Annotated in this window: 22 protein-coding genes and 1 pseudogene; 4 read left to right on the plus strand and 19 right to left on the minus strand. The window is 68.1% G+C overall.

Features of this window, described 5'->3' with window-relative positions:
• The first annotated feature begins 224 nt into the window (after positions 1 to 224).
• On the plus strand, positions 225 to 617 hold the full coding sequence (locus A5780_RS21425; RefSeq protein WP_156769590.1) for a hypothetical protein: 393 nt from the start codon (positions 225 to 227) through the stop codon (positions 615 to 617).
• Positions 618 to 656: 39 nt separating this feature from the next.
• Here A5780_RS21425 and A5780_RS21430 read toward each other — a convergent pair whose 3' ends face one another.
• Positions 657 to 1235, minus strand: coding sequence for a hypothetical protein (locus A5780_RS21430; protein ID WP_064909398.1), 579 nt, complete (start codon positions 1233 to 1235; stop codon positions 657 to 659).
• A 107-nt stretch (positions 1236 to 1342) separates the two neighbouring features.
• A complete protein-coding gene (locus A5780_RS21435) occupies positions 1343 to 2551 on the minus strand; it encodes an erythromycin esterase family protein (protein ID WP_063012912.1) in 1209 nt (402 codons plus the stop codon).
• 114 nt (positions 2552 to 2665) lie between these two features.
• Between A5780_RS21435 and A5780_RS21440 the strand changes: the two genes are divergently transcribed.
• Together A5780_RS21440 and A5780_RS21445 are read left to right on the plus strand one after the other, a co-directional pair.
• Positions 2666 to 3361, plus strand: coding sequence for a MerR family transcriptional regulator (locus A5780_RS21440; protein WP_064909410.1), 696 nt, complete (start codon positions 2666 to 2668; stop codon positions 3359 to 3361).
• Positions 3362 to 3450: 89 nt separating this feature from the next.
• A complete protein-coding gene (locus A5780_RS21445; protein WP_030513711.1) occupies positions 3451 to 3921 on the plus strand; it encodes a hypothetical protein in 471 nt (156 codons plus the stop codon).
• Between the two features lie 89 nt (positions 3922 to 4010).
• On the opposite strand, the gene A5780_RS21450 is transcribed toward A5780_RS21445, so the two are convergent.
• From A5780_RS21450 to A5780_RS42035, 3 genes and pseudogenes are all read right to left on the minus strand, one after another.
• Positions 4011 to 4346, minus strand: a complete 336-nt coding sequence (locus A5780_RS21450) for a hypothetical protein (RefSeq protein WP_063012843.1) — start codon at positions 4344 to 4346, stop codon at positions 4011 to 4013.
• Between the two features lie 521 nt (positions 4347 to 4867).
• A complete protein-coding gene (locus tag A5780_RS42030) occupies positions 4868 to 5701 on the minus strand; it encodes a collagen binding domain-containing protein (protein ID WP_231983042.1) in 834 nt (277 codons plus the stop codon).
• A gap of 144 nt (positions 5702 to 5845) precedes the next feature.
• A pseudogene (locus A5780_RS42035) lies at positions 5846 to 7564 on the minus strand (MFS transporter); the annotation flags it as partial.
• A 287-nt stretch (positions 7565 to 7851) separates the two neighbouring features.
• Here A5780_RS42035 and A5780_RS21460 point away from each other — a divergent pair.
• A complete protein-coding gene (locus A5780_RS21460; RefSeq protein ID WP_063012841.1) occupies positions 7852 to 8814 on the plus strand; it encodes an acyl-ACP desaturase in 963 nt (320 codons plus the stop codon).
• A 32-nt stretch (positions 8815 to 8846) separates the two neighbouring features.
• Here A5780_RS21460 and A5780_RS21465 read toward each other — a convergent pair whose 3' ends face one another.
• The 14 genes from A5780_RS21465 to A5780_RS21530 all read right to left on the minus strand — a co-directional run bounded on the left by A5780_RS21465 (position 8847) and on the right by A5780_RS21530 (position 22765).
• Positions 8847 to 9551, minus strand: a complete 705-nt coding sequence (locus A5780_RS21465) for an MBL fold metallo-hydrolase (protein ID WP_063012839.1) — start codon at positions 9549 to 9551, stop codon at positions 8847 to 8849.
• Positions 9548 to 9778 (minus strand): hypothetical protein, encoded by a 231-nt coding sequence (locus tag A5780_RS21470; protein ID WP_064909399.1) that lies wholly within the window; start codon positions 9776 to 9778, stop codon positions 9548 to 9550. Before A5780_RS21470 ends, A5780_RS21465 begins: the two co-directional genes overlap by 4 nt.
• A 59-nt stretch (positions 9779 to 9837) precedes the next feature.
• Entirely contained in the window at positions 9838 to 12096 is a 2259-nt protein-coding gene (locus tag A5780_RS21475; RefSeq protein WP_156769591.1) for a glycosyl hydrolase family 65 protein, read from the minus strand.
• A 129-nt stretch (positions 12097 to 12225) separates the two neighbouring features.
• Positions 12226 to 13029 (minus strand): acyl-CoA thioesterase domain-containing protein, encoded by an 804-nt coding sequence (locus A5780_RS21480; RefSeq protein ID WP_063012833.1) that lies wholly within the window; start codon positions 13027 to 13029, stop codon positions 12226 to 12228.
• 42 nt (positions 13030 to 13071) lie between these two features.
• Positions 13072 to 13701 carry a hypothetical protein gene (locus A5780_RS21485; protein ID WP_063012831.1) on the minus strand — a complete coding sequence of 210 codons (630 nt, stop codon included), beginning with the start codon at positions 13699 to 13701 and terminating at the stop codon, positions 13072 to 13074.
• A gap of 40 nt (positions 13702 to 13741) precedes the next feature.
• The gene (locus tag A5780_RS21490) at positions 13742 to 14698 is read right to left on the minus strand and encodes an MlaD family protein (RefSeq protein WP_064901350.1); all 957 of its coding nucleotides are present in this window, start codon (positions 14696 to 14698) and stop codon (positions 13742 to 13744) included.
• Positions 14695 to 15792: an MlaD family protein gene (locus A5780_RS21495; protein WP_231983038.1), complete on the minus strand. Its 1098-nt coding sequence runs from the start codon at positions 15790 to 15792 to the stop codon at positions 14695 to 14697. The genes A5780_RS21490 and A5780_RS21495 overlap by 4 nt, the downstream gene beginning before the upstream one ends.
• The gene (locus A5780_RS21500) at positions 15789 to 16892 is read right to left on the minus strand and encodes an MlaD family protein (protein WP_231983039.1); all 1104 of its coding nucleotides are present in this window, start codon (positions 16890 to 16892) and stop codon (positions 15789 to 15791) included. Before A5780_RS21500 ends, A5780_RS21495 begins: the two co-directional genes overlap by 4 nt.
• Complete coding sequence (locus tag A5780_RS21505) at positions 16892 to 17935, minus strand: MlaD family protein (RefSeq protein ID WP_231983040.1); 1044 nt, start codon at positions 17933 to 17935, stop codon at positions 16892 to 16894. Before A5780_RS21505 ends, A5780_RS21500 begins: the two co-directional genes overlap by 1 nt.
• Positions 17923 to 18927 (minus strand): MlaD family protein, encoded by a 1005-nt coding sequence (locus tag A5780_RS21510; RefSeq protein WP_063012825.1) that lies wholly within the window; start codon positions 18925 to 18927, stop codon positions 17923 to 17925. The genes A5780_RS21505 and A5780_RS21510 overlap by 13 nt, the downstream gene beginning before the upstream one ends.
• Positions 18928 to 19986, minus strand: coding sequence for an MlaD family protein (locus tag A5780_RS21515; RefSeq protein ID WP_064901344.1), 1059 nt, complete (start codon positions 19984 to 19986; stop codon positions 18928 to 18930). It abuts the gene before it with no gap.
• Positions 19987 to 19990: 4 nt separating this feature from the next.
• Positions 19991 to 20854 (minus strand): ABC transporter permease, encoded by an 864-nt coding sequence (locus A5780_RS21520; RefSeq protein WP_063012821.1) that lies wholly within the window; start codon positions 20852 to 20854, stop codon positions 19991 to 19993.
• Positions 20854 to 21711 carry an ABC transporter permease gene (locus A5780_RS21525; RefSeq protein WP_063012819.1) on the minus strand — a complete coding sequence of 286 codons (858 nt, stop codon included), beginning with the start codon at positions 21709 to 21711 and terminating at the stop codon, positions 20854 to 20856. The genes A5780_RS21520 and A5780_RS21525 overlap by 1 nt, the downstream gene beginning before the upstream one ends.
• Positions 21712 to 21859: 148 nt before the next feature.
• Positions 21860 to 22765: a phosphotransferase family protein gene (locus tag A5780_RS21530; protein WP_227462956.1), complete on the minus strand. Its 906-nt coding sequence runs from the start codon at positions 22763 to 22765 to the stop codon at positions 21860 to 21862.
• Positions 22766 to 22861 lie beyond the last annotated feature (96 nt).

Below are 22861 nucleotides of genomic sequence, written 5' to 3' on the forward strand. Positions count from 1 at the left end.
CCGACCCGCGCCCGGCTGTGCCGGTCTCGGCGCGCGAATCCGCCGACGAATGATGATTGTTATTCACTCCGCCGGGGTAATTCATTACGTCCGGCCGCTCGGACGTTCACGGACAATTGACCAGTTGTCGTGCGAAATGCCGACTGACGCACTCGCCGCGGCGGGGCAGACTGAGCGGTATGGGATGGCAGCGCCCCAGGTTCGAGGAAGGAGGCGTGGTGGTCGTGACGGCAGAACCGCGCCATGTACCCACGGTCACGGTGGATTTCGACGATCTCGCCGAGCTGATTCTCGCCGTACACACGGTCGTCACCGATGTGCCGCGCCGCCTGCGCCGCCGGCACGACAACGTCGTCGACATCGTCGCGGCGACGCTCAGCGATATCCGCCCCTCGGACGCGGGACGCCGTCATCACCTCCTCCGCACCCCCGCGGCGGCCTTCGCGGTCACCCAGCGCGGGGAAACGATCGACGTCGTCATCGAGCGCGACGACACCCTCGTCAGCGCCGGCTTCTTCGAGCAAACATCCTCGGCCCACACGGATTTCGCCGCCTGGCTCGCCGCCCACACCCACGACGCCCTCCAGGACCGCCACGTCCACTCGATCCTGTCCTGAGCGCTCCGACGGTCCCCGTGGTGTGATCCTGCTATTCCCCTACCGACCGACGGGTTTGCCGAACAGGTTCAGCATGAAGGGGGCGATCTGCGGGAGGACGGTGGTCCGCCCGGGCCATTGCTGCGGATCACGCCCGGTGAGCAGGGCGTCGGTCACCGCGCGCCGGTGTTCCATGAGCTCATAGCGGGGATCGTGCGCGCGGTCGGCCGCGGCCGCCACGATGCGCTGGGTGAGCAGGCCGAGATAGCGCATCAGCGGCGCGGCCGCCCCGAGCAGCAGTTCGCGGTCGCTCGCCGTCGCCGAGTCGAGCAGGCGATCCCAGACGAACGCCGCCCCGGGCCGGTAGCGGTCCAGGACATCGGTGACCCCCGCACCGTCGCGGACCCGTTCGACCGCGAGCCGCACCATATCGGCGGTGTCGTCCTCGCCCGGTTCGATCCCGGTGCGCAGATAGCGGAAGAACAGGTCGACGTTGAGTTTCACCCCGTGCGCGAAATCCGCGGCCACCAACGATTCCGGCAGCCGCGGATACGGCGGCACCACTGCGTAGAACCCGTCCACCATCGCCACGACGCTGCGGTGCAGCTCATCGATTCCCGGTCCCGGTGGCGATGTCATGGCAGGCCCCTCCGTCCCGCGCGACGATTACGGCGACAACATTCGCTCGAAGGTATCGGTCCCGGGCCGGGGTGGCCTGCGGTTCGGATTCGAACCCGAAGGTTCCGCTACCAGTAGCGGACCTGTTTCCCGTCGGTGTCGGTGATGAAGACGGTGGCGTCGGCGGTGTCGAGATCCGCGCGGCGCAGCGGGATGTGGCCGAGGACGATCGGTTCGCCCGTGGCGATCGCGGAGGGCAGGTACTCGCGCAATTCGCTTGTGGGAAAAAGGGTTCGGCGCGTCGTCGCCCGTGCCAGCACGCCCTGGAGGGTGGCCGGATCGGCGGCGGGGGCGCCGTCGGTCGTCACGACCGTGTAGCGGGCTCCCAGGGTGAGGGCGACGAGGGCTCCGGCTCCGCCCCAGCCGGGCGCCTCCTCACCGGGGGAGTGCGCGCGCTGGAGGTGGGCATTGTGCGCGAAGACGAGACTCGGCCCGCGATGCCGCTCCCGCTCGACGATCGTCAGCAGATTCGCGGCCATCATCTCGGCGCGCAGGCTCAGCAGGTCGCCGAGGCGATCGGTGGATGGGGTCGCCATGGCCGCGTGATAACGCAGCAGACCCTGTGCGGTGCGGGCATGGTCGGCCGCCCGGTCGTAGCCGGACGGATCGGCCGGCCGCAGCCCTGGACCCGCGCGGCGCAGGGCACTGGCGAGGTCGTCGGCGACGATGCGCAGGGCACGGGCCCGGTCGGAATTGCCGATGGAGGCGGCCGGGTCGAACATGGCCGCCTCGTTCGTCCAGTCGGCGTCCGCACCGGCCAGGGCGTCGAGGTCGGCTGCCGACGCCGGTCGCAGCGCCGCGGGCAGAGAGTCGGCGACCGCGGCCAGCGCATGTCGCGGACTCGGTGCCGCGGAGATCTCCACCGGCGCGTCGAATCCGTAGCAGTGCACGCGATCCCCCGGCGACCGGCCGGTGTTGTAGGCGCGCAGCCATTCCACGAGTTCGCGATTGCCCGGTATCGCGCCGAAGCCGTGGCTGAACCCGGTGGCGAGGACCTCGTCGATATCCGCGGTGGCGCCGCGGACGTAGTCGTCGACGCGGGTGGCGGCGAAGAAGTCGACCTCGAGCGCGATCGACCGGAATCCCCGCTGCACGAGGTGGGCCAGAATATCGTTGCGCAGCAACGGAAATGCCGCGATGCCGTGTGTCGGCTCGCCGAGGCCGAGCAGGGCCGGGGCCTCAGGGCGCGCGGCGAGCAGTTCGTCGAGGGTGCGGCCCAGGTTCACCGGGTCGTCGAGTGGGCGGCCGATGGCACGCAGTGTGGTGGCAGTGGACATGGATACCCCTTTCCGGCAGCGAATAGCTTCGACACTATCGTTGAAGGTTCGGGTGAAACTTCTGCCGAAGCGAGCTGCAAAAACACCCGTAGAAGTCTCAAACGGAGGTACGTCCTGCGACCCGTCGATCTCGCCCGCGAACACGGATTGTCCGCTCAGGCGATCCGCAATTACGACGAGGCGGGCATCCTGCCGCCGGCCGAGCGCACAGACGCCGGGTATCGCCGCTACACCGTGCTGCACGCGGTGGCGCTGCGCGCATTCCTCGCCCTTCGCACCGGGCACGGACATCGGCAGGCCGCGGAGATCATGCGCTCGATCCATCGCGGCGACCTCGAATCGGCCTACCGGCTCATCGACGCCGCACATGTCGCGCTGCTGACCGAACGCGGCACTCGCACCGAAGTCGCCGCGGCCTTGAGCGGCCTGTCCGCCGCGCCCACACCGGTTCCCGGCCCGCCCCTGACCGTCGGCGAGCTCGCGCGCCGGCTCGGGGTACACCCGGCTACCTTGCGTACCTGGGAAACTCACGACATCCTGCGCCCCGAACGCGACCGCGTGACGGGCTATCGCCGGTACGGCCCGGACGGCGTGCGCGACGCCGAAATCGCCAGGCAACTGCGTCGCGGCGGCTATCTGCTCCCGCAGGTCGCGCAGTTCCTGGAGTCGTTGCGCGCGGCGGGCGGCGCGCAGGCGCTGAGTACCTTTCTCGATGCGTGGCAGGACCGCTTGATCACCCGCAGCCGACATCTCGTGACCGGCGCGGCTCGCCTCGACGAGTACCTGACGCAGATGGATCGGGTCCGGTAGCCGGTCCGGACAGGCGCGGCGAGCCGTAATGGGTTGTGGCGGTGGGGCGATGGGTACGTCAGGAACATGATCACACCCAAGGAGGCAGCGTGAAACGATGGATCGTGCGTACGTTGGCGATGGCCGGTGCGGCGGCGCCGCTGGCGTTCGGCGGCGTGGCCGGCGCCGACACTCCCGGGCCCGTGTACTTCTCCGCGGGGAGGTTGAACTGCTCGATCGCCGACGACGGCAGCGTGGGATGCGACCTCGCCGATCCGACGTGGATGTCCATCCAGCTCGGCGGCAATGTGTCGGTGCCGGTGCCCTTCCCGGTCCGCGAGGTCGTCATCGACGTGCCGTGGGCGCCCGCGCATCCGGGGTTCGATGCCGGGACTCCGCATACCCTGCCCGGCGGCAATCCGGACATCTCGACCTACGGCCAGAGCGCCGGGTCCGGGCCGACGGCCGGACCCGCGGTCTCGCACGCCGGGTCGACGTGTGCGGTCGGGTTCCACGGCAGCTTCTCCTGTGATGCGAAGGGCCACCACTTCTTCTACTACGAGCAGATCACCGGCAGCTGATTCCGCCGGCGAACCCCGGTGGCGCAATTCGCCCGCACTCCGATGGACGGAAGCCGGACGGATTGCGCACCAGGGTTTTTCCGGGCCGATCAGATGCCGTGCAATTCGGGTAGTTCGCCGCCGGCCCAGCGCGCATAGGTGTGTTCGGGGGTCACCGTGATGACGTCGGTGATCGCGAGGAGATCGGCGGGGATCACCCGGTCGGCGAAGTGGTCGAGGCTCGGAACGACCACGGCCTCGGCATCGAGGCGCACCACCGCGTCGATCAACTGCTGGATCGGATCGATGGTGCGGTTGCTCAGTGCCACGGTCTTGCACAGGTTGTAGCCCAGACGCCCTGCCAGCCATCGGATTTGGGACTCGTCCCAATGCTGGTGCCGTCGCGAGACATCTCTGCGCAGATATCCGAGGGCAAGGAAGGTCATGTCGGTCCATCCTCGAGTCGACTACACGCGGGCGAACTCGGTGGCCAGGGGGCTTCAGTCTCAGCATCTTTCTGGCAAACTCGAGCTTAACGGCGTTTTTCGTGCCGTGACAAGCAGTGGCTGCGGCACCGGCGGCCGGGTGTCCGGTCGAGTTTGCTGAGGCGGAAATCGTTCCGCGCAGGTAGCGGCCATTTTTCGGCGCCCCGCGGAGTGTGCCGAAGATCAACGGGGACAGGCGTTCAGGGCACTTTCATCGCCGCCGCATGCCCTCTGCTCCGCAGGTGGCCTGGATGGGGAATGTCGATCCGAGGCGCCCGTCGACCCAGAAATCCGCAGTGCCGCGCCGATGTCGCGTCCTACCCGAAAAATGTTCGGCTAATCAGGTTGCTACGCAATACATTTCGGAGCGAGAGGGCGATCGGCATCCCTGCCGTGTCGTCTCCTCGCGCCGAAACACGCGTGGCCCCAGCACCGCACTGTGCTGGAGCCACGCGGAGGCCGACGATCTCGGCCGATCTCGGTCAGTCCCGGTCGTATGCCGGTTCCGAGGGGTCCGGTTCGGTGGCGTCGCTGCCGGAGGGCAGGTCGTAGCCGAGTCGCACATCGTGTTCGACCGCGCCGCCGGCGACCTCGACCCGGCCCTCGCGCGGCGGGTAGCCGCGAACCACCACGGTGTGGGTGCCTTCGGTCAGGTCGGTCACGGTGTAGCGGCCGTCGCCGTCGGTGCGGGCGGTGCCGAGTACCGCGCCGGTCTCGTCGAGCACCGTGACCAGGGCGTCGGGCACCGCCCGGTCGCCGGCCCGGACCGCGCCGGTGAGCACGGCCAGCGGGGTCAGTTCCACATCGTGGTGCAGGACGCCGCTGTCGGGCACGGTCAGCGTCATGGCGGCCGGGCGCAGATGCGCGGCCACCGCGACGAGTGTGTAGGTGCCGCCCACGACACCCGAGCACAGGTATCCGCCGTCGGCATCGGTGACCGCCGCGCCGACGACCTGGCCACGCAGATCGGTGAGAGTGACGGTCGCGTCGGGAACCGCTCGGCCCGCCGCGCGGACGAAGCCGGACAACTCACCCGAACCGTGCAGTGTGACGTCGAGGCGCTGCGGCCGGCCGTCGACCGAGACGGTGACCGCGGTCGGCTGCTGTCCGCGGGCCGACACGATCAGCACGTAGCTGCCGGGGGCCGGCGGATCGATCACGTACCCGCCCTGCGGATCACCGGTGGCCCGCGAGACCTGATGTCCCTGCTGATCGATGAGCGTCAGCGCCACACCGTCGAGCGGACGACCGTCGGTGCGCAGCACGCGTCCGGTGATCGAACGCTGCGACCGGGCGGGCGGAGCCGCCGCGGGCATCACCGCGGTGGCCGCGAGCGCGTGGCGACCGGCGGGTACGGCATGTCCGTTGGTGGCCGGCCGGCCGGTTTCGGCCTCGGCGTCCGCATCGGTGATCAGACCGGCGCCGGCCGCTTCGGCAAGTTCCTGCGCCTCGTGTTCGACGTAGTCGCCGCGGGCGAACCAGGACGCGATCGAACCGAGCAGCATCATCACCGCGGCGGCGAGGAACACCACCACCAAGCCCGAGTGGAACGGGTCGGAGATCAGGTGCGGGAAGAACTCCTGGCCGGTCAGCACATCGGCGTGCACCCCCGGCTTGTCCAATGTGCCGCTCGGGCCGAGCAATTCCTTGAACGGGTTGTAGCCGAGGAAGGTGGCGAACAGGCTGCCGACCGGCGGCATATCCGCGATATGTCCCGCGACGTCGGCGGGGACGCCCTGATCCTTCAGCCCGGAATTCATCGCGCCGGGCAGGGTGCCGGACAGGCCGACGATCATCAGCGAGAAGAAGATGCCGATCGACAGCGCCATACCGCCGTTCATCAGCGTCGCGCGCATACCGGAGGCGACGCCGCGCTGCGAGGCCGGGACCGCGGACATGACCTCGGCGGTGTTCGGTGAGGTGAAAATGCCCATGCCGAGGCCGTTGAGCAGGATGATCAGCGCGAACAGCCAGTAGTTGAAGTTCACCGGGATCACGATCAGCAGGACGAAGGTGATCGCGGCGAGCAACAGGCCGCCGGTGGCGAACAACCGCCCGCCGAAACGGTCGCTCAGATAGCCGGACAGCGGTCCCGAGACCAGGAAGCCGATGGTCAGCGGCAGCATGTAGATACCGGCCCACAGCGGCGTCGACTCGAAGTCGAAGCCGTGCAGCGGCAGCCAGATGCCCTGCAGCCAGATGATGAGCATGAACTGCAGGCCGCCGCGGCTGATCGAGGCCATCAGGCTCGCGAAACTGCCCAGCGCGAAGGTCCGGTTGCGGAACAGGCTCAGGTGGAACATGGGCTGGCGCGACTTCGCCTCGATGACGCAGAACAGCACGAGCAGCACGATGCCGCCGATGACTCCGGTCAGCACCCACGGGTTGCCCCAGCCGGTCTTGGAGTCGCCGTAGGGCTGGATGCCGTAGGTGATACCGGCCAGCAGCGCCGTCAGGCCGAGGGCGAAGGTGACGGTACCCGGGATGTCGAGCGACCCGGGTGTGCGTGCGCCGTTGTCGTGCAGCGACTTGTAGGACCAGATGGTGCCGAGGATGCCGAACGGCACGCTGACCCAGAAGATGGCCTTCCAGTCCCATTCGGCCAGCAGACCACCGATCAGCAGACCCAGGAACGAACCGGCCACCGCCGCGACCTGGTTGATGCCCAGAGCCATGCCGCGCTGCCTGGCCGGGAAGGCGTCGGTGAGGATGGCCGTCGAATTGGCCATCAGCATCGCGCCGCCGACACCCTGCGCCACACGCCAGGCGATCAGCCATATCGCACCGCCGCCGAGATCGAACGGATCGAACGACAGCGCTATCGCGCAGACGGTGAATATGACGAAGCCGAGGTTGTAGATGCGCACTCGGCCGAACATGTCGCCGAGGCGGCCGAACATCACCACGAGCACCGCGGAGGTGAGCATGAAGCCCATCAGCATCCACAGCAGGTAGCTGACGTTGGCGGGTTCGAGCGGATCGAGGTGGATCCCGCGGAAGATCGCCGGCAGGGAGATGATCACGATCGACGAGTTGATCGTGACCATCAACATGCCGAGGGTCGTATTCGACAGTGCCACCCACTTGTAGTGCGGGTGGTCGTGATCTACCCGGAGCCGGCGGCCGACGGTCTGGATGTCGGAGGCGTCCAGGTCCTCGGCGGGTTGGGCGGAAGCCAAGTTCTCTCCCTCATCGACAGGAAAACGGAATGGGTCTCCAAATAATATAGTTGCGATGGCTAACTAATTGAAGAGGAGTATGTCACGTCCGAATTGTCCGGACTTTAGGTTTGATTCGGCGGGCATGTAATCGGTGTGCGACGTGATCGGCGCTCTCGAACCGGGGACACAGCGGCGGAAACTTCCGGCAACCATAGGTCGACGGGTAGCGTATCGCCGCGCAACACTGCTCTCGGATCGCCCTTGTGTGTCGTAAACCCGATGGTTACCTTCTCGAAAGGAATTGCATGCCAAAGGATTTGACGCAGTTGCAGTTGCTCACCGAACTGGAGCCGGTCGTCGCGGACCAATTGGACCGGCATCTGGCCACCGCCAAGGAATGGCATCCGCACGATTATGTGCCGTGGGACGAAGGCCGCAATTTCGCCGCACTCGGCGGTGTCGATTGGGATCCCGAACAGTCTCGTCTGTCGGAGGTGGCGAAGGTCGCCATGATCACCAATCTGCTCACCGAGGACAATCTGCCCTCCTACCACCGGACCATCAGCGAGCATTTCTCCCGCGACGGCGCCTGGGGCACCTGGGTCGGGCGCTGGACCGCCGAGGAGAACCGCCACGCCATCGCCATGCGCGATTATCTGGTGGTCACCCGCGGGGTCGATCCGGTGGCGCTGGAGCAGGACCGGATGGTGCACATGACGCGCGGCGTGCACGCGCCCGAGTACTTCCACGGCATGCTCGACCAGGTCGTCTACGTGACGTTCCAGGAGCTGGCCACTCGCATCAGCCACCGCTCCACCGGCCGGGTGTGCGGCGATCCGATCGCCGACCACATGCTCGCGCGGATCGCGGCCGACGAGAATCTGCACATGATCTTCTACCGGTCGATCGCGGCGGCGGCGTTCGATCTGGCGCCGGATCAGGCGATGGAATCGGTCACGGAGATCGCGAAGAATTTCGCCATGCCCGGCACCGGAATGCCGAACTGGCGGCGCAACGGTGTGCTGATGGTCAAGCACGGCATCTACGATCTGCGCCAGCATCTCGACGAGGTGCTCAATCCGGTACTGCGGCACTGGAATGTCTTCGGCCGCACCGATTTCACCGAGCGGGGCGAGCGCGCCCGCCAGGAGCTCGCCGACTATCTCGACAAGCTCGGCCGCGACGTCGTGCGCTTCGAGGAGCAGCGGGCGCGCATCCTGGCCCGGGAAGCGGCCAAGGCGCAGACCCGGGATCCGGCGCGGGTGTAGCCGGGCCGGTGAAATCGGCTGGGCCGGTGAGATCAGCGGGCCATGGGTTTTCCGTGGCCCGGTATCAGCAGCCGCGGCCGGTGGGCGATCAGGGATTCCGCGGTGGTGTGGGTCTGTGTCTCGTCGTGGTTGAAGACCTCGGGTAGTGCTTGGAGTCCGGTGTCGGGAAGTAGTGGATGGCCGGTGACCAGGGCGTCGCCGCTGAAGAGGATGCCCTCGTCGGGCATGAGGTAGGCGGTGTGGCCGGTGGTGTGCCCCGGCGTCGGGACGGCCACGATACCGCCGGGCAACTGCCGCAGGGTGTTCTCGTCGTAGCTGGTGGCGGTAGGGACGCTCATGCGGACATGGCCGCCCAGCGCGCGCAGTGTCTGGAACACCCACCGCGGTCCACCGGGAGTGCCGAGCTGGCGGGCCATGTCCACGGGAGTGATCTGCTGCAGATATTCGCGACGCGCGTGCGCGGCCTCGTCCGCGCCCGTGTAGACCGGCACACCCGTGCGTTCGACCAGGGTGGGGATGGCACCGATGTGGTCGAGGTGGGCGTGGGTCAGCAGAATCGCCACCAGATCGGCCGGTTCGTGGCCGATCCGGCGAAGCGAATCGAGTACCGCGCCGGTATCGCGCGGATAGCCGGCGTCGACGAGGACCACGCCGGAATCGCCGGTGATCAGCGACCAGTTGACGTTGGTTCCGGCCACCACGTACACCGAATCGGCGACCTGCTCGATGGCGCTCATGCGGCGATCCTCCCGCGCTCGTGCCGTTCACCGGCCGGCCGCGACCGGCCGGCGGCGGTGTTCTCCCGCGTCCTCGCGCTCGGCGAGCGCGGGACGACTGCGGTGTCGGGTGCCGCGTTGCGGCGCAGTGTGGTGACCCATTGCTGCGGGTCGCCGAGGTCGAAGTGGTTCTGCACACCGGCGATGGTGGTTGCGGTTGCCGCATCGCGCAACCGCGCACCGCTCACCTGGGCCGCTCCGTCGCGAGGGGCCCGCCGGTGGCCCCGTCGCACATCCGCTGTACGTCTCAGCACGCGGCGCGGGTGGGGATCGAAAGGGGTTGTCCGGGAACCAGTTCGACGGAGCCACCCGGCGTCTGCAGGGTGATCGGGTCGCCCGAGGTGAGGGTCAGCGTGGTGTTCGCGGGCGTGATATGAACGGTCGTCCGGGCGGCGCCGATCGCCAGGCCGCGAATGGTCAGGCCGTCGGGGAAGCCGCCTGGCAGCATCGGATCGATGGACGGGCCGCCCTCGGTCCAGCGCAATCCGAGCGGTGCGTAGAGCAGTCCTTGCAGGAATCCCGCGGCACCGGTGACGAAGATCCACGCCGACTGCCCCTGCGCGTTGGCACCCGACCGGTCCCCGCGCGCCTCGGCCTGGAATCCGTACGGCTCGCGGGCATACGGCTGCACGGATCGGTCCAGGTAGTACTGGGTGCGACAGGGGTCGTAACGGGCACTGAGGATCGCGCCGACGCTGTTGCTCATATTCGGGCCGTCCGGATCGGTGCGGTCGAAGTAGTACCGCGTGGTCGCGGCCGGCGAATAGCCGGGCGCCGCGTAGGTGAACGGGTAGCTGAGCAACACCGTGTCGGCCTGTTTGATCGGGGCGCCGGTGTAGCCGAGATATTCGGCGGGCACCCCGGGCGCGATATCGGGCGGCATCGCCATATGCGCTGCGATATCGGCCCAGCGCGGGTCGACGGGAAGACCGGAGAGTGCGGCGGCCCGGGCGGCGATGTCCATCGTGTTGCGCACGCCGCCGTTGGTGAGCGCGTTGTCGACCGAGAAGGCGACGTACTCGTCGGATCCGGCGGCCGGGGCGAAATGGTAGGCGCCGTCGGGCAGTTTCGGCCCGATCCGCGCGGTCAGGTAGTCGGCGATCGCGGTGATCACCGGCGCGCCATGGGTGCGCAGCCATTCGCTGTCGCCGGTGGCCAGGTAGTACTGCCATTGGGCAAGGGCGATCTCGTTGTGCAGATGTTCCTCGGTCAGGCCGCAGCCGATCGGGGAGGCGCAGCGCTGCGCGGGCCCGTCGTCCCAGGGATACAGCGCACCGGGCAGTCCGTAGCCGCGGGCGTTGGCCCGGGCGGCAGGCAGTGCGGCGGCGCGGAATTCGACCACGGTGCGAGCCAGGTCCGGATACAGCGCCAGCAGCGTCGGGAAGATCCAGGTCTCGGCATCCCAGAACGTCATGCCCCCGTAGTCGTCGGACGACAGTCCGGCCGGTTGCACCGACCAGCGCTCGCCCGCGCGCACGCTGGCCAGAACGGAATACAGCGCGGCGCGGATCCATCGGGTGTAGTCGGTGCGCCCCGGAGTCTCGATGGCGGGCTGCCACAACCGATCCCACTGCGCGGCGTGGGCGGAATGTGTGGCGTCGAACCCCTGGGCGCGGCCCGATTCGGCCGCGGCGGTGGCGGCGGCCAGGGGATCGGATCCGTAGTCGGTGGAGGAGATGCCGGTGTAGGCGGTGAAGGTGTAGCTGTCGTTCCCGGTGACGGGCAGCAGATAGCGGATCCCGTCGGCGCCGGGCAGCGCGGTGCCCGCGGCCTGCGGCGGCGAATCGACGGACGACACCACGAATGCCGTATCGGAGGTTCCCTCGGCGCGGACTCCCGACACCGTGCGTCCGATGCTCGGATCGGCCGTCGTCGTCACCGGGACCACCCGCCGCGCTGCCGCGCCGTCGATCCGGTCGACGACCGCGAGCTCGCCCGGGCGCTCGGGTGTGACGGTCAGTCTCTGCACCGCGAGATCCGGCCGGTCGCGAGAGACGAAGGTGTCGTAGCGAAGCCGCAGCCGATGCTCGGGATCCGGTGTCCAGTCGGCCCGGGTGGTCACCGTCGCGGTGCGGTAGTCCAGCGTCTGCCGGTAGTCGTGCACGGTGGCCGGGTCCACGTCCGCGTCGTAGCGGTGACCGTCGACTTCGACGGCCAGATCCGTCCACGCGGGCAACGCCGCGATCACCTGGGTGTACTGCGGCGACCGGAGGTATTCCGGTGACAGTGCGGCCTGCGCGTAGAAGCCCGCCAAATACGTTCCGGTATAACGGGATTGCTGCAGCGGGAAGGAGGTCCGCGCCGCGTCGCCGTAGTCGTGGTAGCCGCCGCCGCTGGGCGGCAGTACCGTCCCGATCCGGCCGTTGCCCAGATACGGCGCGGCGTGGAAATCGCCGGGTGCGAACGATTCCGCTGTCGAGGACCACAGCTCGTCCGCCGGGATCGCGGTGGCCACCGGTGGCGGTGCGGCCACCACACCGAGGACGACGATCACTACCGGCCACAAGCGCCGACGCCGCGCAGCGGGCGTCCTTCGGATCGGGCTCACCCCGACGATCGTCGGAACCGGCCGTCGCGTGGTCAACCCGACACGCGCGGCGCGTCCGATATCGGGCCGGAATTATCGCCCGGCGCCTCAGTCTTCGGAGAAGTCGATCCCGTTCGCGGAGAAGTCGATCTGGGCGGCCGCGTTGCCGACGGCGGTCACCATGCCGGTGCCGATCGGCCCGCGGGAATCGAAAAGCGTTGCGGTGCCGACGGATACACCGTTGGCGGTGAGGTGGGTCTCGGCCCGCAGCCCGATCCGGTCGCCGACGGGCAGGCGGTCGAGTGCCACGGTGAGATCGGCGTTGATGTATCCGATGCCCTGCGACCCCCAGTTGGTCACCAGGCTGGTGGACTCGGCGGCGACCACGGCCTCCACGAACGCGCTGCGCTCCTCACCCTCGACCGCTCCCAGCGGCACCGCCCACAGGCTTTTGCGGCCGGAGTTCTGGTGGTCGCCCATCGACGTCGACCAGTCGTTGTCGCTGCGGTACCACCAATCCACCCCGGCGTCGGCGGGTGGGTCGAACGGATGCTCGGAATGCCACTCCTCGCCCGGAGGGGTCTCGGTGGCGCGCAGCTGAACCAGGCGCGCTTCCGCGACCTCGACCTCACCCTGGCGCACCGTGGCCGAGGCGATGTGGATCCGCCGCCCGGCGCGGATCACTTCGGTGTGCACCTCGAGGGGCTGTCCCTTCGCCGCCTTGAACAGGTCGATGGTGAATCGAGCCGGCACGAAACCGGCCAGCCCGTGTTCCCGTTCGAGGGTGCGCGCGGCGGCCGCGCAGACGGCGGGGCCGCTGAGCATGTCCGCGCCCCAGCGGCCGTACGCCCACTTCCGGGGCAGGTACCGACCGGCGTCGTCGACGGTGAACATGGCAGGCATATCGGTCATCAGCTCATAGTGTCCTATCGCCGCCGGCGGCCTTCGCCCGACTCACTTGGTGGGCAGGGCGTTCTGCAACCCGCCGACGTCGGTGATCTTCCAGTCCGCGTTGCGGTCGATGGTGAGCGAGTAGGTCACGGTGGTGCGACCGCCGTCGGGAGTCTGCGCGCTGGTCGATGTCACGTCCAGGTAGGCGTTGACCTTGTAGATGCCGTCCGATTCGGAGGTCACCGCGGCCGACAGCGGCGTCGCCTTGGACGTCCACTGCAGCGGGAGCAGGATCTGCTCGAGTTGCGGTGCGGTCGCGTCGAATTTTGCCGCCAGCTGCGTGGTGGTGCCGGCCTTCAACCGCTCGATCCAGCTCTTCACATCGTGATAGTCGATGGTCGACGCGCCGACGGCGTACTTCGACGCGATGTCCTCGGCGTGTTTGTCGCCGGCGGCCGCGGCGTCACGATCGGACAGGGTGGAACGCGCCGAGAAGTACAGGCACCCGAACACGATGCCGACCGCCAGCAAGGCGACGATCACCGCGGTGGTCACTGCGGTGGAGAGCCGGACGGCGATCGTCAGCGGCGCCCGCCGCTCGGTGTCGGGCGCGGAAGGCTGTGCGGCACCGGATTTTTCGTCCTTGTCCGCCTCCGCCGCCCGGATGTCCTTGTCGTCTACTGCTGTGCTCATCGGTTCGTTCCTCCTGCCGGTCGGGCTGGCTGGTACTCGGCTATTTGACGGCGATCCGGAAATGCAGCGTCCCGTCGGGATCGACACCCTGCAGCGCCTGGCTGATCAGCGCGCTGACGTCGATATGGGGCGAGCTGTGCACGGCCTCGGTGAGGACCGGCTGCAGGGCCGGGCCCAATGGCGCCACCCCCGGCCCGAACTTGTTCAGCAGCTCGGTCAGTTGCCCGAGGAACGGAACGAGGCCGTCGCCGGTGTAGTAGTTGTCCACGGGTTGTTTGTTCGACAGCACGGACCCGCCCTCGACGATCTTGATCAACATGGTGCCGAACAGCCCGAGTTGCGGTCCGGCGGTTTCCAGCGAGGGCCCCAGCCAGTCCATGTTCCCGCCGAGAGCCTGCATGTCGGCGAACAGTTGCCGCATGGCGCCGGTACGGCTCAGCAGTGTGGCCGCCAGCAGGTCGGACGAGTGCTGCAGCGTGCGCATCGCCTGATCGGTACCCTTCAGCGCGGTGTCGAAGGTGTCGACCAGCCGCGCCACCGCCTCCGGGTGGATCTGCTCGAGCAGCTGGACCGCCCGCGTCGACAGCGCCGTGATGCTCATCGGCAGGTGCACCCGCTCGGTCGACATCGTCTGTCCGTCACGCAGATACGGCCCAGCCGGGCTCGTCGAGGCGAATTCGATGTACGGCTCGCCGAGTGCCGACAGCTGTTCGATATGGATCTCGCTCGTAGCCGGGATGTGATACTTGTCGTCGATCTTCAGCCGGACGAGCACGCCGGAGGCCTGTTTGCGTACCGTCTCCGCCTTGCCGACCGCGACCCCGTCGAACAGCACCGGCGAATTCGGGCCCAGCCCACCGGATTCGGCGAGCCGGAGATCGGCGGTGAAGAAAGACTTGCGCGGATCGAGGTGCAGGACGCCCACCGTCATGTAGACGATGCCGAAGACGAGCACGGCGGCGATCGCCGTGAGCGAGACGATCGATCGAATTCTCATCGGACCGCTCCGATCATCCGCAGCGTGTCGACGATGCGGGAGGTCTGTTGCTCGGGTGTCGTGCCGACTGCCGCGGACGGCGGCATCGCGACGCCGACCAGGTTGATCTTCGGTCCGCGCTCGGCGAACGGAATGATCTGCGATTGCAGCAGATTCGTCAGTGTCGCCATATTCGACGGGGAGCCGGTGTCGAGCGGTGCGCTGCCGAACAACATCGGCACCACCGCGCGCGCGGCGGCCGTGGTCGAATCCAGCACCGGCCCCAGCCATTTCGTCGACGGCGCGAACGGGCCGAGGGCAGTGAGGACGAAGACGACACCGATCTCGGCGCGAATCACATCGGTGGTGTGCTGCACACCGTCCGGGGTGAGCAGCGGATCCCACGTCGACGTGTGATTCAGCAGGCCCTCGTCGACCGTGGCCTGAATACCGCTGACCAACTGGTGAATCGAATCGGTATGTGCGGCAAGGTCACCGAGATCCGAACCGAGGACCTCCGATATCCGCGCGGTCACCGCCGGATTCGGGGGCATGATCCCGTTCACGTTCTGCACGATGTTCTGGATGTCGTGCACCGCGCCGCTGCCGACGAAGGTGGCCAGCTGCGCGAGGATGTCCTCGATGGGAAGTTGCGGGCGGGTGTCGGAGATCGGGATCGTCGCATCCGGGCGGATCTCGCCGGCCGTGGGGTGGGCCGGTTCGGTGAGTGCGATGTGGACGTCGCCGAGCGGAGTCGCCTGCCGCAGTTGGGCGGTGGTGCCGACCGGAAGCCGGACCGAGGTGCGGATCGCGACATCGGCGATCACATAGCCGGTGCGCGCCGGAGCCGTGCCGGTGGCGGGCGCCGGGTCGACGACGGTGATGTGGGTGAGCTGCCCGATCCGCACGCCGTCCGCGATGACCTTGGCGCCCTGCGGCAGATTGAGAACATCGGCGAATTCGATGCGCAGATGGTAGGTCGGTCCGCCGACACCGGTGCCCGGCACCGGGACGTCGGCCGGCTGGAAACCGCAGGCCCCGGCCGATGCCGCGAGGGTGGCGGCGACCAGCCCGCGGGCGCAGATCCGGCGGAGTTTCGCAGAGGGTCGTGTCACTTCGCGCTCACCGCCGACAGGAGAACCGGAAGCGCAGGCACCGTCACCACACCATTGCCGGGGGCCCCGCACTGTTGCCCCGCGACCGCCCGCAGCGCCGCGCAGATCTGGTCGGTTTGTGCCTGCGGCAGAGCCAGTTTCGGTGGCGCGTACCCGATGGTGAAGTCGCCGCTGACCGGATCGACCGCGTCGGAGAACCCGGTGGCGAGGGCCGGGGTCATGCGGATGATCTCGGGGAGTGAGCCGACTCCCGACGCGATGAGCTTCGACAGGCCGGGGATGTCGTTCACCGCGCGCAGCGCGGGGGAGCCGAGCTTCATGATCACCTCGTTGAGTTCCGGAAGCAGCCCGGCCAGCGCCGTCACGAGATCGGCCACGGGCGGGAACGCGAGGGTGTTGATATCGGAGAAGGTCTGGGTCAGCCGAGGCACGATGTTCTCCAGGTCCGGCCATCCGTTGCGGGCGCGACGGGCCAGTGCGGCGAGATCGTCCATGAGCTGACCGAGATGTCCGATCGCCGCGTCGGGGAAGGCGAGCGCCCGGCTGAGTTGCCCGATGAGCGCGTTGAGCTGCTCGCCGGTGCCGGATGTCGCCCGGTCGAGTGCGTCGAGACCGTCACCGACGGCGGTGCGCTGGGCGGGATCACCGGACGCGTCGAGCTGATCCGAGAGTTTCGCCAGTGCGTCGAAGGTCTCCGACATGCTCTTGGGCGTCAGGGTTTTGGTGATGCATCGGCTCGGATCCCAACCGGCTCCGGCGGGTTCGGCGCCGATGAGCGCCAGAGTGCGATCGGCCAGGATGGTGTGGCTGACCGTCACCGCGCCGACGTCCACCGGGAGTTTGCGGTCGGCGCGTACGGTGAAACGCACTGTGGCAGCGCCGTTGTCGGGCTCGACGGCGGTGACCTTGCCGACCTGAACGCCCATGACGGTGACGGCGCTGTCGGTGTAGAGGCCGATGGTGTCGGGCATCCGCGCGCAGTAACTGCGCGTCGCCGGTTCGGATCTGCTCATCGTCACGGCGAATCCCGCGGCCAGTACGAGCACCAGCACCACCGCCGCCGACATCAGGCCGCGCGATCCGAGAATCCTGCTCAGCATCAGCATCCCCCTCCGGGCACCGGAACACAGATGCCGGTGACGGTGGCGGCGGACTGGTCGACGCTCACTCCGCCGCCCGGCTGGACCAGCGGTGTCAGGCGCTGCTCGAAGGTGTGCAGTGAATCGAGCAGGGTGCCCATGCGGTCGCCGAGTTCCCGCAGCTTCGGGATCGCGTCGACGAGCGGCTGCGCCTGTTCGCGTAGCGAGTCGTCCCAGATCCGTCCGAGCGGGACCAGCTTCTGCACCAGCTGGGCCAGGCCGTGCAGCGCCCAGCTGAGCTGTTCCCGATTGTCCGCGACGACGTTCTCGAGTGTGCCGAAGGTCCGCATCAGGGTGACGAGGGTGTCGGAATTCTTGTTCAGCGCCGTCAGATATTCGTCGGTCAGCGCCAGCGTCCGGGATACGTCCGCGTTCTGCCGGTCCATGATGGCGACGATGTCGGAGACCGCCCGGCCGGCGTGCCGGAGCGCGTCCGGGCTCTTGTCGATCGAACCGGCCAGTGCGGCGAGATCCCGGCGGATGGCGTCACCGTCGGTCCGCCGCACGGGCTCGACGGCGTCCTGGAAAGCCTGGGTGAGGTTGTACGGCAGAATTACGCGCGGGGCGGGAATGACGGTGTTGCCCAACGGGTTCGATCCCGCTGGTTGTACGGCCAGGTAGTAGCCGCCGACGAGGGTCAGCATTCGCACCGCGAGGGTGGTCTGATCGCCGATGGCGACCCCGTCCTTCACCGTGAACGTCATCCGCACCCGATCGGGAAGCAATCGCAGGGATTTCACCTTGCCGACCGGAATTCCCGCTATCCGGACATCGTCACCCGTGCGGATCGAACCGGCCTCGGCGATATCGGCGGAATATGTTCGCTCGGGCGTGGTTCCGACGACATCGATCACGCCGATCGCCGCCACCAGAACGAGAACCGCGACTATTCCGCTGATGCCCCAGCGCAATTGGGCGCCGCGCTCGTCGCGGCTGGTGAACATCCGGCGCCGGAGCGTGCGCAGGGCGGCGCTGACCGACGCGGGGGTGACTACCGATGGCATAGCGTGATCCTCTGTCCGGCGATCAGGACGGCCAGCGGTCCGGGCGCCGGTGCGATCCCGTGCGAGCAGGTCATCGCCGCGTCGGGCCCGGTCTGGGGAATGGTCGTCGTCATGGTCTGGATCAATCCGGGCAGCCGTCCCAGCACATCGGCGGCCTGACGCGGGTTCGGAAGGACACGATGCAGAAGCGCGTCCAGGTCTCGGTTCTTCTCACCGGTGACGCCCAGGACATCCAGCAGGTCCAGCAGCGGGCGCAACATCGGCGGAATTTCCATTCCGAATTGCACGAGGCCGGGCAATTTGTCGGTGATGGTGACGAACAGTTCCGTCAGATTCGTCATCAATTGCATGGCGTTGCCGGATTTCCCGGCCATATGCGCGGAAACCTGGGCGAAATTGTTCACCAGGACCGACAGCACCTGTGCGCGGTCGGACGCGTACCGGCTCAGCATATCGATGGCGTCGAGCGCCGGCCCGATGCCGTTGCCGTCGCCCTGGACGACGGCGAGCATACTGCTCGCGAACCGATTCAGATCGTCGGGTGACAGCTGCGCCAGCACCGGCTGCAAACCGTTGAACAGGGTGGTGATGTCGAAGGCCGGAACCGTGTGCGCGGTGTCGAAGGCCGCTGCCGCCGGGCGGCGGGGACCCGGCTGATCCGGCTGCTGGATCTCGAGATACCGGAAACCGGTGAGGTTCTGATATCGCACCGCCACCTTGGTCTCGGTGTAGAGCGGATGGCCCTGCGTGACGGTGAAGCGCACGCGGGCCAGCGCTCCGTCCAAGTCGACGCCGCGCACCTTCCCGACCTGCACCCCGTAGAGCCGGACGTCGTCGCCGAGCCGCAAGCCGTTCGCATCGGTGAAAATCGCGGTGTAGGTGTCGGTGTCACCGCTGACCGGACGCTCGATCAACCGGAACACCCCGACGAGGACGACGGCCATGGCCAGCACGGACACGGCCACTCGAATCCACAACGCGCGGGTCGACATTCAGCGACCTCCCGTACCGGTCTGGTGGGCGAGCAGGGCTGCCAGCGGCGTCGCCAAGCCGGGGACGGTGGTCAGATCCACGCGGGCGTTCAGCACCGGGCCCGAGGGCGAGTCGTGGAAGCCGGCGCCGAGACGGTCGAGCAGTTCACGCAATTCGCTCTCCGAACGCCGCGGGTCGGAGACCGAACCGGCGACCTGGTCGAGCATCGTGACGGCGATCGGCAGCAGCCCGCCGAAATTTCGCTGCGCCGTGTACAGGGTTTCCGTCGCCACCGGCAGCATCTCGTTCTGGACCCGATTGAACATCTCCGAGAAGCGATCGACGTTCTCCTTCGTCGCGAGCTGCTGATTCGTCAGATCCGCGTGCAACAGTTCGGCCGCGCCGGCGAGCAGTGCCGGCACACCGTGCAGCGCCGAGCCGAATTGGCCCAACACCATCGACGGTGGGAGTTGCTGGGTTTCGGTGAACGAGCGCGCGGTCGTGCCGATCGCCTGCAGCAGCGGGGTGAAGGCGCTGATGTCGTGCGAGGTGGTGCGCAGCACCTCGGTGAGTTTCGCGGTCAGCACGTCGTCGGTGAGCCGGCCCGTGGATTCCAGCAGCGCGGCGAGGGTGGCATCGCGCACCCGGTCGGCGTCGCGATCGCTCAGATCCACGGTCGAGCCGTCCCGCAGCCGAGTGCCGCCGCTGTTCGGATTCAGTTGCAGCGCAGTGATTCCGAAGAGATTCCCGGGCGCGTAGTCGACGGTCAGCGCGTCGGTGAGGCCGAACAGCTGGGATCGGCGCAGCGTCAATTCGATGCGCTGCCGGCCGGTTCCGGCCATGGCGACCGAGGCGACCGAGCCGACCCGGACACCGTCGAGCCGGACATCGGTTCCGGCGCCGACTCCCTCGCCGACCTGCGCGGTGACCAGATCGACGCGCATCTCGTCGGCCGGTCGGCTGTCGGGCAGCAGCCGCCAGCCGACGACGAGCACCGCGGCGAGCGCGACCGCACCGATGCCGAGGATCCGCGCGCGGCGGGGCCCGACCTCGGTGCCGGGCAGGGCATAAGGAGGCATGGGGTCATCCGGTGAACGTGATGGGGGACCGGAATCCCCAGAGGACGATGGTGGTGAGCATGTCGAGCGCGATGATCGAGACGAGGCTGGCCCGGATCGCGCGCCCCGAGCCGATGCCGACGCCCTCCGGCCCGCCGGTCGCGAAAAAGCCTTGGTAACAATGGATCAGGACGACGGCGACCGCGAAGACCATCACCTTGATCGTCGCGGCGATGACGTCCCAGCCCAGCACGAACTGATCGAAATAGTGGTTGTAGGTGCCGGCCGGCGTGCCGTGGATGGTGGTGACGATCAGCGCGCACGATAGATAGCCGAGACTCAGTGCCACCACGAAAGCCGGTGCGACGGCGATGATTCCGGCGATGACGCGGGTGGTCACCACGAACGGCACCGACCGCACGCCGAGCGATTCCAGCGCGTCGATCTCCTCGGAGATGCGCATCGACCCGATCTCCGCGGTCATCCGGCAGCCGGCCTGCGCCGCGAAGCCGACCCCCGCCGCGATCGGCGCCAGCTCCCGGGTCACCCCGAACGCGGAGATCAGGCCGCTGAGCTGACCCAGCGACAGCAGGTTGAGCGCACTGAACGCCTCGATGCCGATGGAGGCGCCCATCGCCGCCCCGAGCAGCAACATCAGCGGGACCACGCCGCCGCCGATGATCACCGAACCGCGGCCCCACGTCATGTCGGTGATCACCACGACCGTCTCGCGGCGGTAGTGCATCAGCGTGTACGGCAGCGACGACACCACCTGCCACCCGAATCCGAGGACGAAGCCGATCGATTCGAACGGCCGCAGCGGATGGGCGCGACGCCCCAGGCGATGCACCCACCGCAGGCCCGCGGGCGCATACGGGGTCGCGGTCATCAGGCCATCCTCACCGGGAAGAACATGGTGACCACCTGCGTGATCGCGGTATTGAGCACGGTGACCGCGGCGATCGACATGACCACGGCCGCGTTCACGCCGTCGGCCACGCCGCGCGGGCCGCCCCCGGCTTCGAGCCCGCGCTGGCAGGCGATGATCACCACCAGGAAGCCGAAGATCAGCGCCTTGATCAGCGACACCCAGATATCGAGGGTGGTGGTGAAGGCGCCGAACGACTGCCAGTAACTGCCCGGCGTCACCCCGAGCGCGGCGACCGCGACGGCGAAGCCGGAGGCGATGCCGACAGCGATGATCAGGATGTTGAGCAGCGGAGCGACCAGCATCATCGCCGCGATGCGCGGAACGACGAGACGCTGCACCGGATCGATCCCCATGACCCGCATGGCGTCGACCTCTTCCCGCACGGTTCGCGCGCCGAGATCGGAGGCGATGGCCGCCGAGCCGGCCCCGCCGAGCATCATCGCGGCGGCCATCGGCGCGCCCTGTTTGATCACCCCCAGCCCGCCGGCCGCGCCGATCATCGAATCCGCGCCGAGTTGCGAGACGATATTGCCGACCTGGGTGGAGACGATGACGCCGAACGGAATCGCCATCAGCACGCTCGGTATCGCGGTGACCTTGATCAGAAACCATGCCTGCGTGAGGGTTTCGCGCGTCCGAAACCGCATCCGCACCGCATCGCCGAGGCCTACCCGGATCGCATGGGAACCCATCTGCAGCGCCCGGCCGAGTGTGGCGAGACTCGACAGCACCGTGTCGGAGAAGTTCCGGCGCAGTACCTGCGCCGCCCTGGGTTCCCGTCCCCCGAGGTGTACATCCAGATCAGTGGTCGACATCGAACCTCCGTCCGCCGAACCATGCGGCAGAACGTACCATATGACCTGGACCACATTCCAGACACCAATCCAGATGGGTGCTCTGATCTGTGGGCGAGAGGCGTCGCGTGCTCGCGCAAGGGGGAAACCGCGTGAGGGCCAGACGGTTTCAGTGCAGGGGCGCCCAGCCCGGCCACTGCCGCGGACCTTCGTCGCCGCGGATACAGGCCAGCCGCCAGCGTGCCTGGTGGAGGTGAACCGGGTCGGCGACGGCGGCGCGGACGGCATCCATCGTCATCCGCAACTCGACGATGTCGCGCAGCAGGAAGAATCCCGGCCACCGCAGGACGTCGAGGTGGTAGGCGTTGCAGAACCGGGCGTACTGCGCGCTGGTGATCCAGCCCAGCGAGGCGTAGGCGATCGCGGTCGGTACCAGATCCCATTCCGGCGGGCCGATCGACATGTTCTCCAAGTTCAGCATCAGGACGTCGTGGTCGACGGTGGCGGCGAATTCGCGTCCCCAGGCCTCGCCGTGGATGACACACCACTGCATCCCGCTCGGCAGATCGGCCCACCGCCCGCGCAATTCGGTGAGATGCTCGCGCAGCCAGCGGCGGTCGTCGGCAGTGAACAGCTCGGCGGTGGCGATCAACTCGGCGATTCCGCGAAACGGCTGCAGCTGGCCGAGAGCGAACGTCGTCGGCGGCGCCAGGCTGTGTAATCGCAGCAGCGCCTGCGCCATATCGTCCAGCGCGCCGTGCTGATACAGCGGCGGAACCTGCCAGAAGGTCACCGTCCGGCCCTGGATTTCGAGCGGCTGACGCACGTCGGGCAGGGTGTGCGGCGCGGCGACGCCGGAGGCGGTGAGCCAGCGGGAGACCTCGATCTCCCGGCGCGCCTCGGGCCGATGATCCGGGTGGCTGATGCGCACCACGACCCCGCTGGGCAACCGGTAACCGGTACCCGCGCCGAACCGCACCTCCTGTGCGCCGCCCGCTTCCATGCCGGCACTCAGACATGCGGCGCGCAGAACCGACAGATTTCCGTTTCCAGCCAGCTGTGCGGTCATGCGCATACCCGAGTTCCTGCCGAATCCCTCATCCTTGCCCTCATTGTGAGGGATCGGCGGACCGTGCGACGCGGTTTCGTGCAACATCGTGGTTACCGATTA

This window comes from Nocardia sp. 852002-20019_SCH5090214, assembly GCF_001665865.1.
In the GTDB taxonomy this organism is placed as follows: domain Bacteria; phylum Actinomycetota; class Actinomycetes; order Mycobacteriales; family Mycobacteriaceae; genus Nocardia; species Nocardia nova.

What these genes read in the sequence shown, in the direction of transcription:
- A5780_RS21430 (WP_064909398.1), bottom strand. Translation starts at nt 1,235, where the DNA reads ATGACATCGCCACCGGGACCGGGAATCGATGAGCTGCACCGCAGCGTC.
- A5780_RS21435 (WP_063012912.1), bottom strand. Translation starts at nt 2,551, where the DNA reads ATGTCCACTGCCACCACACTGCGTGCCATCGGCCGCCCACTCGACGAC.
- A5780_RS21450 (WP_063012843.1), bottom strand. Translation starts at nt 4,346, where the DNA reads ATGACCTTCCTTGCCCTCGGATATCTGCGCAGAGATGTCTCGCGACGG.
- A5780_RS42030 (WP_231983042.1), bottom strand. Translation starts at nt 5,701, where the DNA reads ATGCCCGCGGCGGCTCCGCCCGCCCGGTCGCAGCGTTCGATCACCGGA.
- A5780_RS21460 (WP_063012841.1), top strand. Translation starts at nt 7,852, where the DNA reads ATGCCAAAGGATTTGACGCAGTTGCAGTTGCTCACCGAACTGGAGCCG.
- A5780_RS21465 (WP_063012839.1), bottom strand. Translation starts at nt 9,551, where the DNA reads ATGAGCGCCATCGAGCAGGTCGCCGATTCGGTGTACGTGGTGGCCGGA.
- A5780_RS21480 (WP_063012833.1), bottom strand. Translation starts at nt 13,029, where the DNA reads ATGACCGATATGCCTGCCATGTTCACCGTCGACGACGCCGGTCGGTAC.
- A5780_RS21485 (WP_063012831.1), bottom strand. Translation starts at nt 13,701, where the DNA reads ATGAGCACAGCAGTAGACGACAAGGACATCCGGGCGGCGGAGGCGGAC.
- A5780_RS21490 (WP_064901350.1), bottom strand. Translation starts at nt 14,698, where the DNA reads ATGAGAATTCGATCGATCGTCTCGCTCACGGCGATCGCCGCCGTGCTC.
- A5780_RS21500 (WP_231983039.1), bottom strand. Translation starts at nt 16,892, where the DNA reads ATGCTGAGCAGGATTCTCGGATCGCGCGGCCTGATGTCGGCGGCGGTG.
- A5780_RS21505 (WP_231983040.1), bottom strand. Translation starts at nt 17,935, where the DNA reads ATGCCATCGGTAGTCACCCCCGCGTCGGTCAGCGCCGCCCTGCGCACG.
- A5780_RS21510 (WP_063012825.1), bottom strand. Translation starts at nt 18,927, where the DNA reads ATGTCGACCCGCGCGTTGTGGATTCGAGTGGCCGTGTCCGTGCTGGCC.
- A5780_RS21515 (WP_064901344.1), bottom strand. Translation starts at nt 19,986, where the DNA reads ATGCCTCCTTATGCCCTGCCCGGCACCGAGGTCGGGCCCCGCCGCGCG.
- A5780_RS21520 (WP_063012821.1), bottom strand. Translation starts at nt 20,854, where the DNA reads ATGACCGCGACCCCGTATGCGCCCGCGGGCCTGCGGTGGGTGCATCGC.
- A5780_RS21525 (WP_063012819.1), bottom strand. Translation starts at nt 21,711, where the DNA reads ATGTCGACCACTGATCTGGATGTACACCTCGGGGGACGGGAACCCAGG.
- A5780_RS21530 (WP_227462956.1), bottom strand. Translation starts at nt 22,765, where the DNA reads ATGCGCATGACCGCACAGCTGGCTGGAAACGGAAATCTGTCGGTTCTG.